Source organism: Anoxybacillus dikiliensis, from assembly GCF_050613275.1.
In the GTDB taxonomy this organism is placed as follows: domain Bacteria; phylum Bacillota; class Bacilli; order Bacillales; family Anoxybacillaceae; genus Anoxybacillus.
The window spans coordinates 1,397,512-1,413,067 of sequence record NZ_CP187112.1 but is presented as its reverse complement, the minus strand read 5'-3'; the positions used below and the strand labels follow the sequence as shown (position 1 = coordinate 1,413,067).

Sequence of the window (15,556 nt, the reverse complement as noted above, 5' to 3'; positions counted from 1 at the left end):
TTGTTCACATATATTTTCTTTTTTCTTCACAAATTTACATTAGTGTAGATGTATAAATGATAAAAACGAGGAATGAATAGACATGCGTAGCTTACTTTTTTTGCTCATACCGATCGTTACACTTTTGTTTACAGAAACTGCATATGGACAAACAATTGAAGTACATAAACAGTTGCAACAGGCGATTGATGAGGCGCATGCCGGTGATGTATTAGTCGTCAAACGAGGAGTATACGAAGGTCCGATTATTATTCATAAGCCGATTTATTTGATGGCTGAACCCGGAGCGGTAATTGATGGGGATGGAAGTGAATATGTCATCACAATTCGTGCCTCTCATGTTTATATAGAAGGGCTCACGATTCGTAGAAGTGCATACGGAAAAGGAGCAGGTGTACAAATTAAGGAAAGTTCACATGTTACGTTGAAAAACGTACGTATTGAAGATGTGCATTATGGTGTTTACGTCGAAAAAGGAACAAATATTCATCTTGTAAACAATGTTATGCGTGGTCGAGATGTTCACTTTGCTCAACGTGGAAACGGCATCCACTTATTGAAGACAAAACATGTCGTTGTACGTCAAAATGATATTTCGCGTGTGCAAGATGGCGTGTATTTGGATGGAGCTGAACATACGACGATCGAGAAAAATAAAGTAACAAATGCGCGCTATGCGATTCATTTTATGTATGCAGAGGATGGAATAGCAAAAGAGAACGTGCTGACGGAAAATATTAATGGAATCATGATGATGATGTCAAAACGATTTACGATCGAACAAAATACGATTACCAAACAATTAGATTACCGTGGATACGGAGCGCTCATTTATGATAGTGAACATGTTGTGATGCATAACAATACGTTGCTTTATAATAGCACAGCGTTATCATTACAAAACGGACGTCATTGTACTATAAAAGTAAATGAATTCATTGGAAATTATCGTGCTCTGCATAGTTTATATGAAAATGACAACGCGATTGTTGTTGGAAATAAATTTTTAGGAAATATGGAAGACGCGCTTATTCAAGGTGTGCCCATTGCATTTGATGATGGAGAAAAAGGAAACTATTGGGATACCTACCGGTTTTACGACTTGAACGATGATGGAATTGGGGATGCCCCGCATCGTATTCGTTCGATGTATAGTCGACTGTTACGACAATGGCCAAGCGTGCAATTTTATTTTCAAAGTCCTGCGCTAGCTCTTCTTGATGCGACGGAGTCATTTTTTACACAAGCACAGGCGCAAGGAGAAGACCGTTTTCCGCTCATGGAAGTCGATTACAATAAAAACGAAACAAACGAACGATCATGGAGACTATTGTTGTTTGGAAGCATCTTATTAGTAAGCAGTTTGTTTATGTTTGTATATGGAAGGAGAATGAAATATGAAAAAAATGGCTAGTCTTTTATTTGCATGCTTCCTTGTTGCATGTAGTGGAGAGAAATCGTATGAACCGGAAGACATTAATCCGGATATTGATGTATGCGTTGTTTGCAACATGAGTATCGTAGCGGAGCAGTATGCAACGGAAGCGATTTTAAAAGATGGAACGGTGCATAAATTTGACGATATTGGTTGCATGATTGAGTGGATGCGTAAGCAAAACAACGATGACATAGCTAAGTTATATGTTCGGGATGTAACAAACGGTGAATGGGTTGAGCTTGAGAAAGCGGTTTATGCTTATCATCCAAATTATTGGACGCCGATGAACTACGGTGTTGTTTCATTTGTCAATGAGCAACATGCAAAAGCGTACATGGAACAAGAAGGGGAAGGACAGTTATGGACGTATGAGCAACTAAAACAGCACCGGTGGGGATTTGAAAAATGAATACAGCGATGAAGTACCAATGGATGATGATGATTCGTAGCAAATGGCTCATAAGCTTTGCCATTTTATTTGCGATTTTATCATCAACCGTAATTGCGAGTAGCGGGCACGAGACAGCAGGGGTATTTACACGTTCGACGGCAGCTTTATTAAATTTATCTCTTTTACTTGTTCCACTTGTTTCCTTATTAGCAGGTAGTTTGTTTATTGCAGGGGAGAAAGAAGACGGTCGGTTATCGCTTATATTAACATACCCGATCTCCCCTCGTTCGTTAACGTTCGGGTTATATGCCGGTAGTTGTATATCATTATGGACTGTCATCGCTTTCGGATATGGGAGTGCAAGCGTTGTTCTTTTTACAACAGGAGGAACGTGGTCGACATTTTTTTTCCTTTCGTTTGCATTAACGATTGTATTAACGAGCATTTTTTTGGCGATCGCTTTATTCATTGGACTTGTTTCTTCTAATCGTTTACAAGCGCTCGGTGTCAGCTTGTTTATTTGGGCGTTTTTCGTTTTATTTTATGAATTTCTCACATTAGCATTATTATCGCTTGTGCCCAAACAGTTTACCATCTTACTATTCGGGTTATCCGTTATTTGTAATCCAGTTGAACTTATGCGTGTTTGGACGATAACGGCGATGAAAAGTAGCGCTCTATTTGGACCGCAACTATACGAATGGTCAAGATGGGCAGAAAGCACAAGTGGACAACTGTCATTTGTGGCGATCGCATGCGTATGGATGATTGTTCCATTATTTTTAGCGAACGTATGGATGAAACGAGGGAAACGTCATGCTTGAGGTGAGACGATTAACGAAAATATACAATGAACAAAACAAAGTAGAAAACATTTCATTTTCGGTTCAGTCAGGACAATGTTTGGCGTTATGCGGTGGTAACGGTGCTGGGAAAAGCACAATTATTAAAATGCTAATTGGACAGCTGAGTCCAACAAAGGGAGACATATATGTAAACGGAAAACAAGTGAAAAAAGATGAAAAAAAATGGTTTTCCTTTATGCCCGATCATTTACAATTTCCTCCGCTTTTAACAGGTTACGAAGTGTTATCTTTGTTCGGACGATGGCAAGGAGCAACAGCTGAGCGTGTCGAACAATGTTTACAGCTTGTTGGATTGACAAATGATCAACATAAGCAAGTAAAGACATATTCAAAAGGAATGCAACAACGCCTTGCATTTGCGCAAGCGCTTTTGGCAGACGCGCCATTGCTTATTTTAGATGAGCCAACAAACGGTTTAGATCCGTACTGGGTATGGGAATTTAAACGACTCATTCAGATTGAAAAAGAAAAGGGGAAAGCTGTTATTTTCTCGACACATATGTTGTCGATCGTGGAAGAAATTGCAGATGCTGTTGCGTTTATTCACCAAGGACAAATGCTCGTATATGATTCGGTTTCTACGCTCTGTCGAGATGGGAAATCGTTAGAGTCTATATTTTTTGCACAACTTTCACAACATATGGCATACTGAAAAAGTAAGCGAACATAGCTTACTTTTTTCGTTTGGAGGGGGAATGTAACATGTTAAAATTGTACGTCATTCGTCATGCAGAAACAGAGTGGAATGCACAACAACGCATGCAAGGATGGAAAGATTCATCTTTAACTGAAACAGGAAGAAAACATGCGACACTTTTACAGGAAAGCTTACGTACAGTCCCGTTTACGGCTCTGTATTGTAGTCCAAGCGGTCGAACAAAAGAAACGGCTCAAATTGTTTTAGGGCAACGTGACGTACCAATGTATTTCGATGAACGATTACGTGAAATTCATTTAGGCCATTGGGAAGGAAAAACGATTGCTGAAATTGCTCAAACAGACGAACAAAATCATTATTATTTTTATCATGAACCACATGTATACAATCCAATTGTTGGAGAAACGTTTCTTGATGTGCAACGTCGGGCTGTAGCTGCCATTCATCATATTGCCGATACTCATTCAGAAGGTCATATTCTTGTCGTTACACATGGCGTTGTTATTCGTACGCTTCTTGTGTATTGGAAACAGCAAACGCTCGGACAGTTATGGGAAAGTAGCCGCGTATATGGTACGAGTGTTACTATCGTTTCGTTCGATGGAGAAAGATGGATTTTGGAATGTGAGTCAGATATTTCGCACCTTGAAGCTGAGATGATACAAGGATGAAAAAATGGTTTGTTCTTTTTGTATTCATTTTCCTTATTAACGGTTGTATACAACAAAATAAAGGAACGACGTTTGTTACGACAGTACAATATGTTGTTGATGGAGATACAGTCAAAATAAAAAAAGATGGAGAGGTTGTAACTATTCGTCTGTTAAACATTGACACGCCAGAAACGTATCGCGAAAAACAGGCGTATGGTGAAGAAGCAAAGCAATTCGCTAAAGATGTCCTTCTTCACAAAAAAGTGACAGTCGAATTAAGTGCGAAAGAACAACCGTATGATCGTTACGGTCGATTGCTTGCGTACATATGGTTGGAGGATGGAACTTTGTATCAAGAAAAAATTGTACAAGAAGGGCTGGCGCGTGTTGCTTATGTGTTTGAACCGGATACAAAATATGCAAAAAAATTGTATAAAGCACAAGAGGAAGCAAAAAAAGCGAAAAGGCGCATTTGGAGTGTGGATGGATACGTAACAGAAAAAGGATTTAACATGAGCGTATGGTTAGATCAAGCTTCGTAAATATGAAAAGGGCTGGATGAAACAGCCCTTTTAATGTGCTAACATTGCTTGCATATCTTCTTCTACGTCGCCGATAAGTTTGAGACCGAACATGTCTTGTAGTACATGTAACACACCTTCCGAAATGAAGTGCGGTGCTTTCGGTCCAATTCGAATGTCTTGAATACCTAAACTAAACAATCCGAGTAAGATGGCCACCGCTTTTTGTTCGAACCATGAAAGGACGATGCTAACAGGCAGCTCATTCACTTCACAGCCAAACGCTTCTGCAAGCGCCATCGCAATTTTTACTGTTGAAATCGAGTTATTGCATTGTCCTAAGTCGATATATCGTGGAATGTTCGTACCAGGAACGACACCATAATCCACATCGTTAAAGCGGAATTTTCCACAAGATGTCGTTAAAATGACGGTGTTTTCTGGTAAAGATGTTGCTAATGAGCGATAATATTCGCCACCTTTTCCAGGAGCGTCACATCCTGCAATGACGAAAAAGCGCTGAATTTTTCCTTCTTTTACAGCTTGAATCATTTCAGGTGCAATTTGAATGACTGTTTCGTGATGGAAACCGGTCACTAATGTTTCGTCTGATTCGATATTTGCTTCTGGAAGTTGTAATGCTTTTTCAATTAACGGTGTGAAATCGTCATTTTCAATTTTTTGTACATGTTCTAATCCTGCTACATCGTATGAAAACATGCGATCAGCGTACGACCCTTTAATCGGCATGACGCAGTTTGTTGTGGCTAAAATGGCGCCAGGGAATTTTTCGAATAGGCGGCGTTGATCGTACCATGCTTTTCCGACGTTCCCTTTTAAATGTTTATATTTTTTTAATTGCGGATAACCGTGTGCTGGGAGCATTTCTGAGTGTGTATAAATATTAATTCCTTTTCCTTCTGTTTGCTTTAATAGCTGTTCGAGAGCAAATAAATTATGTCCTGTTACGAGAATACATTTTCCTTCAATTTTATTTTGGGATACACGGACAGGCTGAGGAATGCCGAGCCGTTCTGTATGTGCCCGATCAAGTAGTTCCATGACCCGAATGGCAGCTCTACCGACTTTCATCGCCATATCTAAATGCTCTTGTACGTTAAAGTTAGAATTTGTTAGCGTCATATATAACGCTTCGTGTGTTGTTGTGTCGACGAATGGATCTGTATATCCGAGTTGATGAGCATGCGTGCGATACGCTGCAATTCCTTTTAGCGCAAACACAATGGTATCTTGCAAGCTTGCAATCGTTTCATCCTTCCCGCAAACGCCGACAACTGTACATCCCCCTGTTGGTGTTTGTTCACATTGATGACAAAACATCATGACCCCTCCTCTTCATTATTAACACTTTAACAATAGGGGAAAATATGTGTGACGTAAGTGATACATATCACACTTCTATACAAAAATGTGAACGAAAATTGACAATGTTCTATATTGAATAATGAGAAAAAATGTATTAAAATGAAGAAAAACTAAATGAATCACACTACTAGGGGTGCCGGATGGCGATGGCTGAGAGGAAAACGCGCAATCAGTTTTCCAACCCTTTGAACCTGATCTGGTTTGTACCAGCGGAGGGAAGTAGGCTATGTTTTGTCAATGTAAACTAGTCGATTCTTTCCGACTAGTTTTTATTTTTTATAGGGGGGAATGAATGATGAACGTTGGACAATGGTTAACGCGTGTTAGAAAGGAATCACCACTTGTACATAATATGACAAATGTGGTGGTGACCAATTTTGTTGCTAACGGTTTACTTGCGATAGGCGCATCTCCTGTCATGGCGTATGCCAAAGAAGAAGTAGCTGATATGGTGCGCTTAGCACGCGCACTTGTATTAAATATCGGCACATTAAATGAAACAGACGTAGAAGCGATGTTGATTGCTGGAAAAGCGGCAAATGAAGCAAACATCCCCGTTGTTTTTGATCCCGTTGGGGCGGGGGCGACAGCGTATCGCACGGAAACAGCAAGACGTATATTGCATGAAGTAAATATTTCTATTTTGCGTGGAAATGCATCAGAAATCGCAAGCGTTGCTGGGGAACAAGTCCGTACAAAAGGAGTAGATGCAGGGGACGTTGAAGCTGATCTCGTGCACATCGCTAAAAAAGTAGCACGTATGTTTCGTTGTGTAGTCGTTGTAACCGGAAAAGATGATATAGTGACAGATGGAGAACACGTAACGATCGTTTCAAACGGCGATGCGATGTTGACGAAAGTAACGGGAACAGGTTGCTTATTAAGTGCAGTATTAGGCGCATTTGCTAGTGTAGGAGATAATATGGTAGAATCATCCATCGCTACGCTCGCTTATTATGGTATAGCAGCTGAAAAAGCAGCTAAACAAGCGCAAGCCCCTGGCTCTTTTCAGCTTGCGTTTTTCAATGCTTTATACGAAACGAGCGAAGAAGAAGTAGATAAATACGCACGTATTCGAGGGGAATAAGATGATGAAACAAAAACTATCTTTATACTTTGTGATGGGGAGCGTCGATTGTACGAAAGATCCAGTTGCTGTGCTTCATGAAGCGATCGAAGGTGGCATCACGATGTTTCAGTTTCGGGAAAAAGGAAAAGGGGCGCTGACAGGAGTTGAAAAATATCGTTTAGCTGAGAAATTGCTTGAGCGATGTCGTGTTCATAAAATTCCTTTTATTGTAAATGATGATGTTGATTTAGCGCTTGCCTTACAGGCAGATGGAGTTCATGTCGGGCAAGAGGATGAGGCGGCTGAACGTGTGCGTGAGCGAATAGGGGATCGCTATTTAGGTGTATCTGTGTACAACTTAAATGAAGTGAAACAAGCGCTTTCCGCTCGTGCCGATTATGTCGGATTAGGTCCGATTTTCCCGACCGTTTCAAAAAAAGATGCAAAACAAGCATGTGGTTTGGCAATGATCGAGCACATTCGCGCACATGAAAAACACGTTCCCCTTGTGGCAATCGGTGGGATTACACAACAAACAGCAAAGCAAGTCATTGAAGCGGGGGCAGACGGAATCGCTGTCATTTCGGCCATTTGCCGTGCCAAACAAATTCGGGAACAAACAAAGCGGCTATATGAGATCGTGATGCATACAAAACAAAAAGGCGGCAGTTGATGTCGTCTTTTTTATTACTAATGTTTATATTTTTGATGAAGGATTTTATTCATATCCGTCGAAAGAGAAAAACGAACATATGAAAGAGGGAGATGGAAAAATGGAACATATCGTATTGTCATATGAAGAGCGAGTCGCAACAATCGAATTGAATCGTCCGGATGCGTTGAACGCTTTAAACGAGCAAATGTTAGCGGAGTTGTTGCAAGCGTTAAAAGAAGTGGAAAAAAGTGAGGCGGATATTGTCGTTATTCGTGGACGAGGAAAGGGATTTTGTGCAGGGGGAGACATTAAAACGATGTTGCAGTCAACGAATGAGCATTCATTCATAGAAGTGATGGAAACGATTAAACAAATTGCTCTCACACTGTATCAATTGCCAAAACTAACGATCAGTTACGTGCATGGCGCTGCTGCAGGATTAGGACTTAGCTTAGCGCTCGCTTGTGACCATGTGATTGCAAATGAACAAGCACGTGTTGCAATGAATTTTATCGGTATTGGATTAATTCCGGATGGTGGAGGCCATTTCTTTTTAAAACGGAAAATTGGAGAAGGAAAATCAAAACAAGTGATATGGGAAGGAAAGGTGATGAGTGCACAGGAAGCATATGAAGTGGGACTCATTGATGAAATTGGTGATGAACAGACGATTGAACAAAAAGTGAATGAATGGTTAGCGAAACCGATTGTTGCAATGATCGCAACGAAGCAGTTGTACGCCCATTTAAGCGAAGAACAATTGTTAAAAACGTTGCAAATGGAGACAGCATATCAAGCAGAAATGCGTCAAACGGAAGATCATGCAGAAGGCATTCGAGCCTTTTTAGAAAAGCGTCGTCCGCATTTTCGTGGAAAATAAAAAATTTATAAAACTTTCATCTTTACGCTAGCCTTTTCAACCTGGTGACGTGTATAAATGAAATATAGAAAATATGACGAAAAGGGCGACGGAAGATGAAAGTAGTAGTTATTGATGATTATAGACCGACATTGGAAATGATTGAAGCAATGCTTGAACATATTGAAAATATTTCAATTTATCTGTTTGAAGATGCAAATGACGCATACGCATATATGTTATCACAACAGGTAGATGTCATTTTAATGGACATTTGTATGCCGAAAACGGACGGTATTGAATGGTGTCGGCGCTTTAAACAACATGAGCAATTGCAGCACACTCCTATATTAATGGTCACTGGTTATGATGATGAGCAAAAATTAGAGGAAGCGTTTGCGGCTGGGGCATTTGACTACATTCGTAAGCCGTTCACCATGGTCGAACTGATTGCTCGTGTTCAATTGGCGTATCGCCAAAAAGAAACGATGGATCAGCTGAAGCGAACGAACGAAGCATATATGGAAAGTTATCGACATATGTGGGCGATGCAAAAAAAGATGAACGAAGACTTACACTTAGCTCGTCTCGTTCAAGAAGGTTTGCTCCCTGAGCGAATGAATAATGAACATATTCATTTTGTTGGGACGTATATTCCGTCCTCACAACTGTCTGGTGATTTATATTTTTGGCAGCAAGTTCGCCCACATATGTATGCTTTTATCGTTATTGATGTTATGGGTCATGGTGTTGCATCCGCGCTCGTTGCAATGTCGATTCGTTCGCTATTACATGGATTAATGACGAAAGTGACTGAACCGCTTGCTGTTGTACATGAATTAAATCGACATGCCTTTCAATTGTTCGGAAAGGAAACGAAATATTATTTTACAGCTTTTTACGGAACGATTGATGTAAAAAATGAAGTGATAGAGTATGTGAATGCAGGACATCCTGCGGCGATATTGATGACCAATCAAAACATCATGTTTCTAAAAGAAGGGGGCATTCCAATCGGTATTATACCAAACGCTCCATACAAAAAAGGGACGATTTCTTTTCAACATGATACGTATCTTATTCTTTACACAGATGGGCTAATCGAAGTGTTAGGTGATGACTGTGCTAAGCAACTTGTGCATACGATGCAAACCGCTCATTCGTTTGATCAAATGGTAGAGAAGATCAATGAGCAAGCGCAACATACGAAAGGAAATGACGATATTACGTTTGTTTCCATTCATGTGAAATGAGGGTTGCCCATTCCGTTCTGCCTGCACAACTTCTAAATATGGACGTACGACACAATGGAATCCTGTCTATCACGAACAAAAACAAAAAGTTTGCCAAAGAAAACTAACCCCAAAAGTCCGCTTTTTAGCGGACTTTTGGGTCGGCTTCATTTTACATCTACTATTTGATCCAATTGACAAATTGATAATATATGCTTAATAGGTGCTGAAACACCTGTCATTTCGATGTGCACTCGATCTTTCAACGGATACAACCAGCTAATAAGCAACCGAACGCCAGAGCTATCAATAAACCGAACAGCAGATAAGTCAATTTGTAAATGAGATGTATCCCACGACTGTGATTGGATCGTTTCTTCCATAACACGTGACGTTTCAAAATTAATATCTTGCTGAAACGAGACAACAACTTTATCACCGTATGTTACAATGTCAATCATATTTTTCCCCCTTTTTTCTCGCAATCTTGACGATAGCACGCTTTCCGTTCTCGTCGAATGAAAAATGTGAAGCGAGTTGTTGAATAAGAAACAGTCCTCGTCCTCCTTGGTGGGCGAGTTGAGGAGGTGGGGCATTTAGTTGTTCCTCCCATTGAAATCCATCCCCCTCATCAGCTACTTCAATAACGATCATGTCATTTGACCAGCACATATGTACAGTAGCGCATTTTTTTGTAGAGTGACGAATGACATTTGAAACGAGCTCCCATAATACGAGTTGGACTGTATATTTTTGCATGTCGTCTAGTTGAATACGATCATCTAACTGCTCGAGCATCGCTGAGATCATCGTGCTATAATTTGTTTCATTTAGCTGAGCTTGAATCATTGTTTCTTAACTGAATCAAAAGTTGTTGAATGTACGGGTGCTTATAATGATCTTGATGCTCGAGACGATATAATTGACTCCATAACGAGTTATACGTTGAACGAAATGACAGTGGAACGTTCTCCCCAAATGAACGTTGTAAATGCATAAGACGAAATTTTGCGTAATTGCGCGTTTGCACATCGTTCGGGAGAAGCCCCATGTCGATGCGAATAAGCTGTTCGTTTATTTCGTGAAGTAACGTTTCTGCCATTTCATCGATATGCGTAAACGTTCGTTGCTCGTACTTTAGTCGTGGAGATTTCATTCGTTTCTTCCTCCATTTAACATTTACGAATTAAACTTGTCGGTCAGTTCTTGGTTTAAATCGTTCAGTTGTTCCGCCATTTCTGCGATTTGTGATGCGGCAGATGAAATTTCATCAAACATTTGATGGAACTGTTCAATAAGTGAAGTGAATTGGTCAATTTTTTTGTTCGTTAATTTCACATCGGTAACAGACTGATCAAAAATGTGAATAATGCTTTCATTCGCTTGTCGGAATGCCCGCGTTTCTTCTACAATTTGTTGGAACGCATGTTCAAATTTTCGAATCGTTTGCTGAACAACATCAATATGATTTTGAATGTAGTCAAGCGATTGCTCAGTTTGTGCAGCTAATTTCCGCACTTCATTGGCAACGACCGCAAATCCTTTACCGTGTTCCCCCGCTCTTGCTGCTTCAATGTTTGCATTTAACGATAAAATATTTGTTTGATTTGAAATGCTGCGAATCGCGCTGACAATTTCTCCAATTTTCCGAGAGCTATCTGTTAGTTCGTTTGTAAGTGATTTTGTTCCCTCAATCAAGCTAGCAACGCCATCAAGTTTCGTTAATGTTTGCTTCACATCTTCTTTTCCTTTTTCGACCCGTTCTGTCATTTGAACGGACTGACGTTGGATGGACGTCACTTCATTCAACATACTTTGCACATTTTTTTGCACTTCAAAGATCGAAGCGGTCGTTTCTTCTGCACTTGAAGCGAGCGTTGTAGACGATTCTGTTAGACGATGCTGTAGCTCTGCAATTTCGTTTAATTTCATCATCGACGATGTGTACGATTCAATATACGTTTCAATCGCAATTTGCATATCAAAAGAACAAAGCTTGTTGAACGAACGGTATACGTTCATTGCTTCTGCCGGAGGTAACTCTTCCATTAATATGTGAAGCACTTCGTTTTGAATGATCGTATAAGCCCCTAAATACCATTCTGGAAATAACCCAATGCGGTTATGAACGTTACCGATTACTTTTCGACGAATGATGTACTGTTCGCCAATTTCACCAGAGACCATATCCATGACATACGCGCGTAACGTTTGTTTTAAGCGATCGATTGTAGAATGATGGTCGATAATTTTTCGTAAATGCGGCATTTGCCCCACTTGATCATAAAACGCATCCACGATTCGCTCTACATGTTTAGCAAACAGCGGGCGAATGGAAGCGAGCTGCTGTATATCTTCTTCCGTCAATCCGACGAAAGAAACTTGCTGTTTTCGATCGCTTGAAAGAAGTTGGCGGTAATATGTTGTAACATGTGAAGGTGAAGAAAGGTGAAGAGTTGCATCTTCTTTTTCTTTTTGATGCTTTTTTCGGAACAGTTGAATCGCCCCAGATTCATTGAAAAGGGCGTGAAATGGACATTTTGACATCGTTTTCCCTCCATTGTTTATAAAAAATCCCCCTAAAATATTATATCATGTACAGCAAAAATAAGAAGGAAAATTTTTATGTTATTTCCTAGGGAAGCGCAAAAAATGACAATATTTTTCCGTCTTGTCGAATACAATTGAATCGAGTAGAATGTATATTCGTGAACAATATAAGCTACGGAGAGAGAAACGATGAGTAAAAAAATTTTATACTTGTTTTTTGTTTTAATCGGGGCTACGGTTGTCCTTTTTGCGAATATGAAGCATAACATTTATACGTCCATGTAAAATAGGTATTTCCATTAGTACATGTATACCCCTTGATACATACGCTAGTAATGTAACAAAATCCAATACGAAAGGGGTATGAAATATGCATTGTCGTCCAAATATGATGCCGCCAATCGTTTATCCGACAAAGTGCTGTACACAACATCAAATGCAAACGACGATTGTGCCGCACATTCATCCGTCACATACGACGTATGTCAATCACCATATGTTCCAGCATCAACATTATTTTCCGCATACGCAATCTATTGTTAACGATGTATCGCATCAACATGTTGTTTGTCCAGGTCCTGGTCCGTTTCCGAGACCGTTTTGACCGAAGGCGCTTCGCCTTCGGTTTTTTGTCGAAAAAAAGACGAAGTTTGTGAAAATGAAAAATTGACAATGACTGCTTTTTTTGAAAGAATAGGTGTAGACATAGACAATTGAGGTGAGCAAACGTGCTTTCGGATCGTATCAACTTAACAGCAAAAGACATTCTTGAAAAAGAATTTAAAATAAGTATGCGCGGATATAATCAAGATGAAGTCGATCGTTTTCTCGACTTAATTATTAAAGACTATGAAACATTTCATCAAATGATTGAACAGTTACAACAAGAAAATACACGTTTGAAAAGCCAATTGCAGGAGGCGCAAAAACGTCAGCCATCTCAATCAGGAACGACGAACTTTGATATTTTGCAACGTCTTTCCAATTTAGAAAAACATGTTTTCGGGAGCAAACTTTATGAATAAATATTCCAACCTTTTCTATTGATTTGGCTTATCGTTTCGGATATACTATCATATGCTCACATGAATCATGTTCGGGTAATCGCTGCGATGCATATGCATCGTAGAGGAAAGTCCATGCTCGCACGGTGCTGAGATGCCCGTAGTGTTCGTGCCTAGCGAATTCATAAGCTAGGGCAGTCTGGCGGCAAGCTGGGCTGACGGCAGGGAAAGAGCCTACGTCCGTATCGGATATGGCTCGACTACCTTTAAAGTGCCACAGTGACGTAGTCTTGCTGGAAACGGCAAGAGTGGAACGCGGTAAACCCCACGAGCGAGAAACCCAAATGATGGTAGGGGCACCTTCTCGAAGGAAATGAACGGAGAGAAGGACAGGCGGATGCCTGTAGATAGATGATTACCGCCGAAGTACGAGGCATAAGCCGTTTGCAGTACGACGGAACAGAACATGGCTTACAGAACATGATTCATGGCATAACTCTCCTGCACATCGTCAGGGGAGTTTTTATTTTGCGGACATAAGGGGAGAGCGTGTTGTGAAGAAACGGATGTCGACGTTGTTTGAAACAGATACATTTTTAGCTATTGCCTATACCATTATTCAAGAAGCAGATGAAGGGATTATTGTTACTGATGAAAATGGGCATATTTTATTAGCTAATCCAGCCTTTGAAACGGTAACAGGCTATACGCAGGAGGAAGTGCTCGGAAGAAAGACAAATATCCTTCGTTCTGGATTGCACGATCGTACGTTTTACGAAAACATGTGGGAAACGTTGCGTGATCATGGAATTTGGAAGGGAGAAATTTGGAATAAACGAAAAAATGGTGAATTGTTTGTTGAATGGTTAACGATTAAAGCGATTTGCGATGCTACCGGGAAACCGACGCATTATGTGGCCATTTTTTCAGATGTGACACAACATAAACGGACGATGGAGCAATTGGCGCGGCTGTCGAATTATGACGTGTTGACCAACGTTCCGAATCGCCAACTATTTACGAAACGTCTGCAACATTTACTTGATGTAGCTCGGCGTTACAATCAGCAATTAGCGATTTTATTTCTCGATTTAGATCGATTTAAATATATTAATGATGAACTCGGTCACTATATGGGAGACATACTATTAAAAAAAGTGGCGAATCGTTTAAAAAAGTTATTGCGTACGAAAGATACGCTTGCACGCATCGGTGGGGACGAGTTTGTTGTCATTTTGCCTAAAATAAAAGATGTACAAGAAGCAATCACAATGGCAGAACGGATGATTGAATCACTTCAAGTTCCATTTATGCTGAATGGGGAAGATGTATACATTTCGACAAGTATCGGTATAAGCATGTATCCAAACGATGGAGACGATGAAGAAACGTTATTACGCCGAGCCGATCGAGCAATGCAAAAAGCGAAAGAAAGTGGACGAAATCGTTTTGAACTATATACGGCTAAATTGGACTATCAAAGCGAAGTTGTGACGTTAGAAAATTATTTACGAAAAGCAATGGAACGAAACGAGCTAAGCGTTTACTATCAACCTATCGTGAATATGAAAACGAAAAAAATTGAAGTCATTGAGGCGTTAATGCGTTGGAAACAACCGAACAGCGGATTCGTTTCGCCCGCGCAATTTATTCCCCTTGCAGAAGAAACGGGGCTTATTGTTCCGATGACGAAATGGCTGTTTGAACAAGCGTGCATACATATGAAGGCGATTCATCAATTCGCCCCACATATGAAAATAGGGGTAAATATTTCTGCAGTCCATTTTCAACAAGACGATTTCGTCGAGCAATTATCGATGATTGTTAACGAAAACGATGTGCCCCCACGTTGTTTTAAATTAGAGTTAACGGAAAGCACGATTATGCCGAATGCAGAGGAGTCTGTTCAAAAACTTGTAAAGCTTAAACAGTGTGGGTTTAAGTTGGCGATTGATGACTTCGGGACAGGTTTTTCTTCTTTAAGTTATTTACATCGTTTTCCGATTGATATTTTAAAAATTGATCAATCATTTATTCGACGTCTCTCTTTATATAGTGATGATGCGACGATTGTGTCCACAATTATTATGATGGCACACAATTTACATTTAGCTGTTGTGGCAGAAGGGGTTGAAACAGAACAACAGTATGCGTTTTTAGAGGAGCAACGGTGTGATTTTGCACAAGGATATTACATTTCAAAACCAATGCCATTTGATGAATTGCAACCATTTATTCAAGAGTGGGATAGACACATAAGATGAAAGGTGAACG

Annotated in this window: 18 protein-coding genes, 1 other RNA gene and 1 riboswitch; of the genes, 14 read left to right on the top strand and 5 right to left on the bottom strand. The window is 40.1% G+C overall.

Going from position 1 to position 15,556, the window contains the following annotated elements; all coding sequences use genetic code 11:
- Positions 1-82 precede the first annotated feature (82 nt).
- From ACPF7I_RS07535 to ACPF7I_RS07510, 6 genes are read left to right on the top strand one after another with little or no spacing between them, the layout of a single operon-like run.
- The gene (locus tag ACPF7I_RS07535; RefSeq protein ID WP_430744053.1) at positions 83-1,414 is read left to right on the top strand and encodes a right-handed parallel beta-helix repeat-containing protein; all 1,332 of its coding nucleotides are present in this window, start codon (positions 83-85) and stop codon (positions 1,412-1,414) included.
- The gene (locus ACPF7I_RS07530; protein ID WP_430744054.1) at positions 1,398-1,847 is read left to right on the top strand and encodes a nitrous oxide reductase accessory protein NosL; all 450 of its coding nucleotides are present in this window, start codon (positions 1,398-1,400) and stop codon (positions 1,845-1,847) included. Before ACPF7I_RS07535 ends, ACPF7I_RS07530 begins: the two co-directional genes overlap by 17 nt.
- The gene (locus ACPF7I_RS07525) at positions 1,844-2,653 is read left to right on the top strand and encodes an ABC transporter permease (protein ID WP_430744055.1); all 810 of its coding nucleotides are present in this window, start codon (positions 1,844-1,846) and stop codon (positions 2,651-2,653) included. Before ACPF7I_RS07530 ends, ACPF7I_RS07525 begins: the two co-directional genes overlap by 4 nt.
- Positions 2,646-3,347, top strand: coding sequence for an ABC transporter ATP-binding protein (locus ACPF7I_RS07520; protein ID WP_430744056.1), 702 nt, complete (start codon positions 2,646-2,648; stop codon positions 3,345-3,347). Before ACPF7I_RS07525 ends, ACPF7I_RS07520 begins: the two co-directional genes overlap by 8 nt.
- A 50-nt stretch (positions 3,348-3,397) precedes the next feature.
- Positions 3,398-4,024: a histidine phosphatase family protein gene (locus ACPF7I_RS07515; protein ID WP_430744057.1), complete on the top strand. Its 627-nt coding sequence runs from the start codon at positions 3,398-3,400 to the stop codon at positions 4,022-4,024.
- On the top strand, positions 4,021-4,548 hold the full coding sequence (locus ACPF7I_RS07510; RefSeq protein ID WP_430744058.1) for a thermonuclease family protein: 528 nt from the start codon (positions 4,021-4,023) through the stop codon (positions 4,546-4,548). Before ACPF7I_RS07515 ends, ACPF7I_RS07510 begins: the two co-directional genes overlap by 4 nt.
- Before the next feature lie 30 nt (positions 4,549-4,578).
- On the opposite strand, the gene hcp is transcribed toward ACPF7I_RS07510, so the two are convergent.
- Positions 4,579-5,868 carry a hydroxylamine reductase gene (hcp, locus tag ACPF7I_RS07505; protein WP_430745942.1) on the bottom strand — a complete coding sequence of 430 codons (1,290 nt, stop codon included), beginning with the start codon at positions 5,866-5,868 and terminating at the stop codon, positions 4,579-4,581.
- A gap of 164 nt (positions 5,869-6,032) precedes the next feature.
- Positions 6,033-6,148, top strand: a riboswitch (TPP riboswitch).
- 57 nt (positions 6,149-6,205) lie between these two features.
- Between hcp and thiM the strand changes: the two genes are divergently transcribed.
- The 4 genes from thiM (at position 6,206) to ACPF7I_RS07485 (ending at position 9,749) form a co-directional block, all read left to right on the top strand.
- Positions 6,206-7,000 (top strand): hydroxyethylthiazole kinase, encoded by a 795-nt coding sequence (gene thiM / locus ACPF7I_RS07500; protein ID WP_430744059.1) that lies wholly within the window; start codon positions 6,206-6,208, stop codon positions 6,998-7,000.
- Position 7,001: 1 nt separating this feature from the next.
- Entirely contained in the window at positions 7,002-7,655 is a 654-nt protein-coding gene (gene thiE / locus ACPF7I_RS07495; RefSeq protein ID WP_430744060.1) for a thiamine phosphate synthase, read from the top strand.
- 100 nt (positions 7,656-7,755) lie between these two features.
- Positions 7,756-8,517: an enoyl-CoA hydratase gene (locus ACPF7I_RS07490; RefSeq protein ID WP_430744061.1), complete on the top strand. Its 762-nt coding sequence runs from the start codon at positions 7,756-7,758 to the stop codon at positions 8,515-8,517.
- 95 nt (positions 8,518-8,612) lie between these two features.
- Entirely contained in the window at positions 8,613-9,749 is a 1,137-nt protein-coding gene (locus ACPF7I_RS07485; protein WP_430744062.1) for a SpoIIE family protein phosphatase, read from the top strand.
- 146 nt (positions 9,750-9,895) lie between these two features.
- Here the strand turns inward: ACPF7I_RS07485 and ACPF7I_RS07480 are convergent, their stop codons facing one another.
- Genes ACPF7I_RS07480 through ACPF7I_RS07465 form a run of 4 tightly spaced genes read right to left on the bottom strand, consistent with a single transcriptional unit; the run spans position 9,896 to position 12,275 of the window.
- Positions 9,896-10,189, bottom strand: a complete 294-nt coding sequence (locus ACPF7I_RS07480; protein WP_430744063.1) for an STAS domain-containing protein — start codon at positions 10,187-10,189, stop codon at positions 9,896-9,898.
- A complete protein-coding gene (locus ACPF7I_RS07475; protein WP_430744064.1) occupies positions 10,182-10,577 on the bottom strand; it encodes an ATP-binding protein in 396 nt (131 codons plus the stop codon). The genes ACPF7I_RS07480 and ACPF7I_RS07475 overlap by 8 nt, the downstream gene beginning before the upstream one ends.
- Positions 10,555-10,884, bottom strand: coding sequence for a hypothetical protein (locus ACPF7I_RS07470; protein WP_430744065.1), 330 nt, complete (start codon positions 10,882-10,884; stop codon positions 10,555-10,557). Before ACPF7I_RS07470 ends, ACPF7I_RS07475 begins: the two co-directional genes overlap by 23 nt.
- Positions 10,885-10,907: 23 nt before the next feature.
- Entirely contained in the window at positions 10,908-12,275 is a 1,368-nt protein-coding gene (locus tag ACPF7I_RS07465; RefSeq protein WP_430744066.1) for a protoglobin domain-containing protein, read from the bottom strand.
- Positions 12,276-12,648: 373 nt separating this feature from the next.
- Between ACPF7I_RS07465 and ACPF7I_RS07460 the strand changes: the two genes are divergently transcribed.
- From ACPF7I_RS07460 to ACPF7I_RS07445, 4 genes are all read left to right on the top strand, one after another.
- Positions 12,649-12,882: a CotD family spore coat protein gene (locus ACPF7I_RS07460; protein WP_430744067.1), complete on the top strand. Its 234-nt coding sequence runs from the start codon at positions 12,649-12,651 to the stop codon at positions 12,880-12,882.
- A 124-nt stretch (positions 12,883-13,006) separates the two neighbouring features.
- Positions 13,007-13,303 (top strand): cell division regulator GpsB, encoded by a 297-nt coding sequence (gene gpsB / locus ACPF7I_RS07455; protein WP_009361304.1) that lies wholly within the window; start codon positions 13,007-13,009, stop codon positions 13,301-13,303.
- A gap of 67 nt (positions 13,304-13,370) precedes the next feature.
- Positions 13,371-13,761, top strand: an RNA gene (gene rnpB / locus ACPF7I_RS07450) — RNase P RNA component class B.
- An 87-nt stretch (positions 13,762-13,848) separates the two neighbouring features.
- Complete coding sequence (locus ACPF7I_RS07445) at positions 13,849-15,546, top strand: putative bifunctional diguanylate cyclase/phosphodiesterase (protein WP_430745943.1); 1,698 nt, start codon at positions 13,849-13,851, stop codon at positions 15,544-15,546.
- Positions 15,547-15,556: the final 10 nt, after the last annotated feature.